The organism is Microvirga roseola, assembly GCF_020866965.1.
Taxonomy (GTDB): Bacteria; Pseudomonadota; Alphaproteobacteria; order Rhizobiales; family Beijerinckiaceae; genus Microvirga; species Microvirga roseola.
On the sequence record NZ_JAJATX010000147.1, the window covers coordinates 1 to 1582 of the forward strand.

Annotated in this window: 2 protein-coding genes; both read left to right on the forward strand. The window is 57.4% G+C overall.

Going from position 1 to position 1582, the window contains the following annotated elements:
• Positions 1-151: 151 nt before the first annotated feature.
• On the forward strand, positions 152-382 hold the full coding sequence (locus LG661_RS25300; protein ID WP_322098918.1) for a hypothetical protein: 231 nt from the start codon (positions 152-154) through the stop codon (positions 380-382).
• A gap of 480 nt (positions 383-862) precedes the next feature.
• Complete coding sequence (locus LG661_RS24575) at positions 863-1396, forward strand: hypothetical protein (RefSeq protein ID WP_230534622.1); 534 nt, start codon at positions 863-865, stop codon at positions 1394-1396.
• Positions 1397-1582: the final 186 nt, after the last annotated feature.

Genomic DNA, 1582 nt, shown 5'->3' on the forward strand with positions numbered 1-1582 from the left:
CGCATGTCGTAATCTCGGCGCAATCCCGGGAAAAGCCTCGTCACCTACCACGCGCCAGTCGGTCGTTAGCCGACTGTAAAACCCGGGATGAATTGTGCTGACTCATAGGAAACTCTGGCAAGCCATTGATCTGGTTGCGAAGCAGTGCAACATGACCCCTTCCGCCCTTGCCCGGAGGGCAGGCTGCGACGCAACGACGTTCAATCCGTCCAAGCGCACGAGCCCTGAAGGTCGTGACCGGTGGCCCTCGACTGAAACCCTGGCTAAGATCCTTAACGCCGCCAGTATGGACCTCGTGGCGTTCGGAGAGCTGATCAACTCTCTGCCCGAAGACTCCACCAGCCCAAAAAGGCGGGCGAAGAAAACCGAGATCCAAGGCTAAGGTCTGACCTCTAGGGATTTTTACCCAATCTCCACCAGGTTCTGAAACGCGCAAAGAGGGAATGTCATGAACAAAACCCAGCTGGTTTGTCCATGACGCTGCTCGTCTTCTATGGCAAAGAGAAGCTCACGGTTCCGGTACCGGTCAGCGATCTCGTGATCGACAACATCACGTTGCTCGATCTTTCCTGCTCGCTTGCGGACACGCACGGGATCGCCCGTCCTGTTTTTCCCGAGTCGGCTTCGAACGAATGCGACCTTCAGATCGACCGTCTCTGGGCGGTGACCGAACCTTTCATCCGCGCCCAGCCAATCAGGGAGCGGGCCCAGGTCACGAAGCTCCGGCGGGCTGTGACGCTGATCTATCATCCCGACCAATACGCTGAAAGCGAGAGGGAAATCCGAACCAAGATTCTCGCTCGGGCCAATGACCTGATTGATAGGATCCGCCTGATGCTCCTTTCGCCAAAAGGACCGCCCGATGAAGCCATCCGATCAGCCGTCCGCGGCCAAGACCGTTCACGAAATGCTGGAGGAGATCAAAAGCTATTTCGCCATCCTGGCCAATACCGAACGGCTCTCACTCGCAGGCACGGAAGAACCGAATACCTTGTGCCTCAATGACGCCACCCATATCGGCGGGACGGGTCTCGATCTGATCGCCGAACTCGAAGATTGGCTGAAGCCTGCCAACGCGCCGCCGGCCTCCACCCCGTCGGTCCAGAATGCTGATCCGCTGGGAGAGCTGAAACACCTGCCCCTGGATCGCATCGTGGAGGTGCATTTGCACTCCGGCGCCTCGTTTACCGGCGCCCTTGCGGAAAGCCCGGACAACCAGGTCATTCTATTCGAACTCGGCTCAGACAATGCATCCTGTTACCATGTCATTCCCATAGCGAGCATCGAAGCCTGGAGCGACATGCGGGGTGCTTCCGCCGATCCGTTGTTTCTCTATAACGGAAAGCATCTGACCCAGAGCCAGATTGCCGCCCAGGAGTCCGAGACCGGGCGCTGACTGGGAACCATATTTTCCCACTGAGACTTGCCTCGGATGGCCTTAGCCATATACGAAGGCCTGATCTTATCAAATTTATTGCACTTCCTTGGTTTCCATGACTGCCACCCGCCGTTTTCTGCTCGCCTCGTCCTTTGGCCGTCTCATCCGGCGCGAGAAGGGTGAATTACGCCACATCGATGGCTA

Excerpts from the sequence above, each read along its gene's own strand:
- LG661_RS25300 (WP_322098918.1), top strand. The coding sequence starts at position 152 with ATGACCCCTTCCGCCCTTGCCCGGAGGGCAGGCTGCGACGCAACGACG.
- LG661_RS24575 (WP_230534622.1), top strand. The coding sequence starts at position 863 with ATGAAGCCATCCGATCAGCCGTCCGCGGCCAAGACCGTTCACGAAATG.